Below are 6,810 nucleotides of genomic sequence, written 5' to 3' on the forward strand. Positions count from 1 at the left end.
GGGTGGTGGCGGAGGGGCCTGGCCCGGGTTCGGGGGACCTGTCGGCGCGGACCACTGGCCGGGCGGCGGCTGTTGCGGGGACCACTGCGGGCCGGGCCCCTGCGGGTTCTTGGCAGGCTGGTCCGCGGGCTGCGTGCCGCCGGGGCGGTCGGCGTGCTCGGGAGGCGTGGACGTCCCGGGCTCCTGTCCGCCGGACGGGGCGGATCCGGGCGAGGCCCAGCCCGGAGTGTCGTTCATCGTCGCTCCTTCACGGTGCCCGTCCGCGGTCGCGGCGGCAGGTTGGGAGCCATCGTGCCATGGGGGGCTCGACGGGTGACCGGCCGCGGTCCGGGCCGCACACCTTCGATTGTCCGACGGATAACGGGCACACTGACGGCATGGCTGATCTGTACGCGCAATCAGGCGATGACAAGCGGCCCACCGAGGTACCCGCGATCCGCTGGGAGGAACCACCCGAAGGTCCCGTGCTGGTGCTTCTCGACCAGACGAGGCTGCCGGCCGAGGAGGTGGAGCTGGTCTGTACGGATGCGTCGGCGCTGGTGGAGGCGATCGGTTCGCTCGCCGTCCGCGGCGCACCGCTGCTCGGGATCGCGGGGGCGTACGGGGTCGCGCTCGCCGCCGCGCGGGGCTTCGCCGTGGACGAGGCTGCCGACGCGCTCGCGGGCGCCCGGCCCACCGCGGTGAACCTGTCCCTCGGCGTGCGCCGGGCCCGTGACGCCTACCAGGCGGAGGTCGCCAAGGGCGGCGGGCCCGAGCAGGGCGCCAGGGCCGCGCTGGCCGCGGCACGGCAGCTGCACCGCGAGGACGCCGAGGCCAGTACTCGGATGGCGGAGCACGGGCTGGCTCTACTCGACGAGCTGCTGCCCGGCGGCGGTCACCGGATCCTCACCCACTGCAACACCGGAGCGCTGGTGTCGGGCGGTGAAGGCACGGCGTTCGCGGTGGCTCTCGCCGCACACCGGGCGGGGCAGCTGCGGCGGCTGTGGGTGGACGAGACGCGTCCGCTGCTCCAGGGAGCCCGGCTGACGGCGTACGAGGCGGCGCGCAGGGGGATGGCGTACACGCTGCTCACCGACAACGCGGCGGGGTCGCTGTTCGCGGCCGGTGAGGTCGACGCGGTGCTGATCGGGGCCGACCGCATCGCGGCCGACGGCTCGGTGGCCAACAAGGTGGGCAGCTATCCGCTCGCGGTGCTCGCCCGGTACCACCATGTGCCGTTCATCGTGGTGGCGCCGGTGACGACGGTCGACCTGGACACCCCCCACGGGACGTCCATCGAGGTCGAGCAGCGGCCCGGGTTCGAGGTGACGGAGATGGCCGCGCCGCAGGCTCCGGTGTCGGGAGCGGGCGGCGGGATTCCCGTGGCGCCGTTGGGGACGCAGGCGTACAACCCGGCGTTCGACGTGACGCCGCCCGAGCTGGTCACGGCGATCGTCACGGAGGAGGGTGTCGTCTCGCCGGTGACGGCCGACGGGCTGGCGCAGCTGTGCGCCAGGTCGGGACGGGCGGCGACCGACTGAGGTGCTCGCCGCCCTGTCGTACGGGCCTTCTCACGGGCCTCGGGGGCCGTGCCGACCGGGGTGCCGGGGGCCGGGGCAGACAGTGACCGTTCCCTACGACTATCGTCACGGGCCAGTGACCCTGCTCACCAGCGCCACTGTCACTGTTATGAGAATGGGATGATGTCGTTTATGAAGGGACGAGTCCTTGTCGTCGACGACGACACCGCACTGGCCGAGATGCTCGGCATTGTGCTGCGTGGTGAAGGTTTTGAGCCGTCTTTCGTAGCCGACGGCGACAAGGCGCTGGCCGCTTTCCGTGAGGCGAAGCCCGACCTGGTGCTGCTGGACCTGATGCTGCCCGGACGGGACGGCATCGAGGTGTGCCGCCTGATCAGGGCGGAGTCCGGCGTGCCGATCGTCATGCTCACGGCCAAGAGCGACACCGTCGACGTCGTCGTGGGCCTCGAATCGGGCGCCGACGACTACATCGTGAAACCGTTCAAGCCGAAGGAGCTGGTCGCCCGGATCCGGGCGCGGCTGCGGAGGTCCGAGGAACCCGCCCCGGAGCAGCTCACCATCGGTGACCTGGTCATCGACGTGGCCGGTCACTCCGTGAAGCGGGAGGGGCAGTCGATCGCCCTGACACCGCTGGAGTTCGACCTGCTGGTCGCGCTGGCCCGCAAGCCGTGGCAGGTGTTCACCCGGGAAGTGCTGCTCGAACAGGTCTGGGGCTACCGGCACGCCGCCGACACCCGCCTGGTCAACGTGCACGTACAGCGGCTGCGCTCCAAGGTCGAGAAGGACCCGGAGCGGCCGGAGATCGTGGTGACCGTCCGTGGCGTCGGTTACAAGGCCGGACCGAGCTGACCATGTCCAAGGACAGTGCCGCTTCGGCCCCCGGCCGGTCCGGGGCCCGTCCGGAGCGGCCTGTCGGCCCGCAGCGGGCGGGATCGCGCTTCGCGCACCTCTTCGCCGGCGGGCTCCTCCAGGGCGGCGTGCGCAACAGCCCCGTCCTGCGACTGCTGCTGCGCTGGGTGCGCCGGCCGCTGCTGCCCGTCATGCGGCTGTGGCGGCGCAACATCCAGCTCAAGGTCGTCGCCACGACCCTGCTGATGTCACTGGGCGTCGTCCTGCTGCTGGGCTTCGTCGTCATCGGGCAGGTACGCAACGGGCTGCTCGACGCCAAGGTCACCGCCGCCCAGAGCCAGGCCACCGGCGGCTTCGCCGTGGCCAAACAGAAGGCCGACGAAGCGGTCGGCTCGGCCGCCGACGACGGGAACGGCACGGACGGCCGCGCCTCCCAGAACGTCATCGAATGGATGAGCGAACTCGTGCTGTCGCTGTCCAGCGGCGGCCAGGGCGCATTCGACGTGGTCACCCTGCCCCCCGGCGACGACAGCGGCGGCGGCCGCGGGCCACGGGCCTCCGGCTCCGTCGACCCCAACAAGAGCGTCCCCGACGTCCTGCGCGAGCGCGTCAACAGCAGCACCGGCGCCGTCCAGAGGTACTCCCGCATCATCTACCTCAGCGACAAGGAGTCCCAGCCGGCCCTCGTCATCGGCAAACGGGTCGACGACCCCAACGGCGACCCCTACGAGCTGTACTACCTCTTCCCGCTCACCCAGGAGGAGAAGTCCCTCAGCCTCGTCAGGGGCACCCTCGCCACCGCCGGCCTCTTCGTCGTCGTACTCCTCGGAGCCATCGCCTGGCTCGTCGTACGGCAGGTCGTCACCCCCGTGCGAATGGCCGCCGGCATCGCCGAACGGCTCTCCGCCGGACGCCTCCAGGAACGGATGAAGGTCACCGGCGAGGACGACATCGCACGGCTCGGCGAAGCCTTCAACAAGATGGCGCAGAACCTCCAGCTGAAGATCCAGCAGCTGGAGGACCTCTCACGGATGCAGCGGCGGTTCGTGTCCGACGTCTCGCACGAACTGCGCACACCCCTGACGACCGTACGGATGGCCGCCGACGTCATCCACGAGGCCCGCGAGGACTTCGACCCGGTCACCGCCCGCTCGGCGGAACTCCTCGCCGACCAGCTCGACCGCTTCGAATCCCTGCTCGCCGACCTGCTGGAGATCAGCCGCTTCGACGCCGGCGCCGCAGCCCTCGAGGCCGAACCCATCGACCTGCGCGACGTCGTACGCCGCGTCGTCAGCGGAGCCGCACCCCTCGCCGAACGCAAGGGCACGTCCATACGCGTGCGCGGCGACCTGCAGCCCGTCGTCGCCGAGGCAGACGCCCGCCGTGTGGAACGCGTCCTGCGCAACCTCGTCGTCAACGCCGTCGAACACGGCGACGGCAAGGACGTCGTCGTCAAGCTCGCCAGCGCCGGCGGAGCCGTAGCCATCGCCGTCCGCGACTACGGCGTCGGACTCAAGCCCGGCGAGGCGACGCGCGTGTTCAGCCGCTTCTGGCGCGCCGACCCGGCACGCGCACGCACCACCGGCGGCACCGGCCTCGGACTGTCCATCGCCCTGGAGGACGCCCGCCTGCACGGCGGCTGGCTCCAGGCCTGGGGCGAACCCGGCGGCGGCTCACAGTTCCGGCTCACCCTGCCCAGGACCGCGGACGAACCCCTGCGGGGCTCACCGATACCCCTGGAACCCAAGGACTCCCGCCGCAACCGCGGACTCAACGAAGCCGGCCTGCCGCGTGGCGGAACCGAGAAGAGCGCCACCGTGCCGGTCCAGCCCGCCGACGAGCGGCGATCCCCCGGCCGGGCACCCCTCGCACCCCGGCAGGGCACGGTGGCCCCCACCGCCGACCCGACGGCACTGCCCGGGAACGGCGCACGCGTCGTCCCCCGGCCCGCCTCCGGCGCACGCCCGCAGGACCGGCCCACCAGGAACACGGCACAGGGCGAGACGGCACCCGGCGGGGCGGACCGGGAAACCGACCGGGAAACCGACCGGGCGAACCAGCAAGGGGAGGCATTTCGTGGGCGCTGACCGCGAGGGAGGCCGCCGGCGCACGCCGGTGCGCGGAACGGCGTACGCCGTCTGTGGCGTCGTACTGCTGGCGGGATGCGCCTCGATGCCCGACAGCGGCGACCTGCGCGGCGTGGAATCCACCCCCCGCCAGGAGACACAGGTCCGGGTCTTCGCCCTGCCGCCCCGCGACGACGCACCGCCCGCCGAGATCGTCCAGGGCTTCCTCGAAGCCCTGACCAGCGACGACCCCGGCTACGCGACCGCACGTCAGTACCTCACCCCCAGCGCCTCACAACTGTGGACACCCGAACGGTCCACCACCGTCCTCGCGGACGGACCAGCCACCCAGGCAGACCGCCCGGGCGGCAGGGAGGACGGCGACGACTTCGCGTTCCGACTCACCGGCACCCGCGTCGCCACCATCGACGCCCAGCAGTCCTACACACCCGCCTCCGGCGACTACGACCAGACGGTGCACCTCACGCGCGACAAGAAGAACGGACACTGGCGCATCGACTCGCTGCCCGAAGGCGTCGTCATGGGCAAGTCGGACTTCCAGCGCAACTACATGTCGCTCAACAAGTACTACTTCGCCTCCCACACCACGTCCGCCCGATCCGGACAGCCCATGGCCGTCGCCGACCCCGTCTACGTCCGCGAACGCGTCGACCCCACGACCCAGATGGTGAACTCCCTGCTCAACGGGCCCACCAGCTGGCTGCGGCCCGTGGTCCGCTCAAGCTTTCCCACCGGCACCGCCCTCACCAAGGGCGTCACCTCACTGGCCCCCGACGACCAGAACAAGCTCACCGTGCCGCTCAACGACAAAGCGGCCCGCATCGGGCACGGCAAGTGCGAGGAAATGGCCGCACAACTGCTGTTCACCCTCCAGAGCCTCAACCCCACCGTCGACGAGGTCGAGATACGCGCCGCCGGCAACCCCCTCTGCTCCCTCGTCGAGGAGCGGGCCGGGACCGTCGCCGAACGCGGCGCCGAGGACCGGCCCGACTACCTGTACTTCATCGACGCCCGCCACCGGCTGGTCCGCATGACCAACGCCGGAGACAGCACCAGCTCCGAACCGGTACCCGGCACCCTCGGCGACGGCACCAAACCCCTGCGCTCCGTCGCCGTGGCCCGCGACGAACACAGCGCGGCAGGCGTCGCCCTCGACGGCAGGACGCTCTACGTCACCTCCACCGTCGTCGGCAACTCCCTCGGCGACCCCGTCCTCCAGAGCAAGGGCAAAACCGAGGCCGACCGCCTGACCACACCCAGCTGGGACGGCCAGGGCGACCTGTGGGTCGCCGACCGCGACCCCGCCGACCCGCGCCTGCTCCTCCTGGAGAAGGGCGCAGGCGAGCCGCTCAAGGTCCTCACCCCCGGCCTCGACGGACGGATCAACACCGTACGGGTCGCCGCCGACGGCGTACGGATCGCGCTCGTCGTCGACCGGAAGGGCAAGCAGTCCCTGCTCATCGGGCGGATCGAACGCGACACGAGCGGCGAACGGCCCACCGTCGCCGTCCAGGAACTGCGCTCCGCGACGCCCGACCTGGAACAGGTCACGGCCATGTCATGGGCGGGGGAGAACAGGCTCGTCGTCGTCGGCCGCGAAGCCGGCGGAGTCGAGCAGGTCCAGTACGTCCAGTCCGACGGCTCCATCCCCGAGACCGGCACCCTTCCCGGCCTCACCGAGGTCACCAGCATCGCCGCCTCCGAGGACAGTGAGGCCCCGCTCTTCGCCACCTCCAAGGAAGGCCTGCTGTGGCTGCCGGGAGGCAGCGGCTGGCGGACGCTGAAGGAGACCGGGTCGGTCGCGTTCTATCCGGGCTGAGACCGGTCGTCGTCGCCCCTTCGCGGGGATGCCTGGCTGAGGGGCGGGACGCCTGCTCGGCCGAGGGGGCGGTGTCCGCCCGGCACCGGCTGACACCGCCTGGCACCGGCCGGCACCGGCCGGCTTTGGCTGGCAGGCGTCCGTCAGTCTGGTTTTCGGATTTTCCGCGAGTTTTCCACAAGGATGCCTCCGACGTTTTCCACAGGGGTGGCAGCCCGACGCACACCCCGGCACAGTGATCCGTGTGGAAAGCGTCCGACGGTGGTGGCACGACCTCTCCGGCCTGGTACTCCCGGCCGAGTGCGGCGGCTGCGGCACGGCGCGCACGGTGCTCTGTCCCGAGTGCCGCGCCGCGCTGCACGGCGGCACACCCCGCCGGGTACGGCCGCACCCCGCGCCGCCCGGGCTGCCCGCCGTGCACGCGGCCGCCCGGTACGCGGACGAGGTACGAGCCGTACTGCTGGCCCACAAAGAGCGCGGCGCGCTGGCGCTCACGCGACCCCTGGGGACGGCGCTGGCGGGGGCGGTGCGGGTG

Annotated in this window: 4 protein-coding genes and 2 pseudogenes; 5 read left to right on the plus strand and 1 reads right to left on the minus strand. The window is 71.9% G+C overall.

The window, feature by feature from the left end; genetic code table 11:
* A pseudogene (locus tag P1P75_RS38185) lies at positions 1–237 on the minus strand (hypothetical protein); the annotation flags it as partial.
* 140 nt (positions 238–377) lie between these two features.
* Here P1P75_RS38185 and mtnA point away from each other — a divergent pair.
* From mtnA to P1P75_RS38210, 5 genes and pseudogenes are all read left to right on the plus strand, one after another.
* Positions 378–1,520 carry an S-methyl-5-thioribose-1-phosphate isomerase gene (mtnA, locus tag P1P75_RS38190; protein ID WP_319264073.1) on the plus strand — a complete coding sequence of 381 codons (1,143 nt, stop codon included), beginning with the start codon at positions 378–380 and terminating at the stop codon, positions 1,518–1,520.
* A 159-nt stretch (positions 1,521–1,679) separates the two neighbouring features.
* Positions 1,680–2,369: a two-component system response regulator MtrA gene (gene mtrA / locus P1P75_RS38195; RefSeq protein ID WP_187282414.1), complete on the plus strand. Its 690-nt coding sequence runs from the start codon at positions 1,680–1,682 to the stop codon at positions 2,367–2,369.
* Between the two features lie 2 nt (positions 2,370–2,371).
* Positions 2,372–4,456, plus strand: a complete 2,085-nt coding sequence (gene mtrB / locus P1P75_RS38200; RefSeq protein ID WP_319264075.1) for an MtrAB system histidine kinase MtrB — start codon at positions 2,372–2,374, stop codon at positions 4,454–4,456.
* Positions 4,446–6,275, plus strand: coding sequence for an LpqB family beta-propeller domain-containing protein (locus P1P75_RS38205; protein WP_319264077.1), 1,830 nt, complete (start codon positions 4,446–4,448; stop codon positions 6,273–6,275). The genes mtrB and P1P75_RS38205 overlap by 11 nt, the downstream gene beginning before the upstream one ends.
* A 244-nt stretch (positions 6,276–6,519) precedes the next feature.
* Positions 6,520–6,810 (plus strand): annotated as a pseudogene (locus P1P75_RS38210) (ComF family protein); the annotation flags it as partial.

It is taken from the genome of Streptomyces sp. ID05-39B (assembly GCF_033794725.1).
Taxonomy (GTDB): domain Bacteria; phylum Actinomycetota; class Actinomycetes; order Streptomycetales; family Streptomycetaceae; genus Streptomyces; species Streptomyces bobili.

Bases quoted from the DNA above. Each gene is read 5' to 3' on its own strand.
- mtnA (WP_319264073.1), top strand. From the start codon at position 378: ATGGCTGATCTGTACGCGCAATCAGGCGATGACAAGCGGCCCACCGAG.
- mtrA (WP_187282414.1), top strand. From the start codon at position 1,680: ATGATGTCGTTTATGAAGGGACGAGTCCTTGTCGTCGACGACGACACC.
- mtrB (WP_319264075.1), top strand. From the start codon at position 2,372: ATGTCCAAGGACAGTGCCGCTTCGGCCCCCGGCCGGTCCGGGGCCCGT.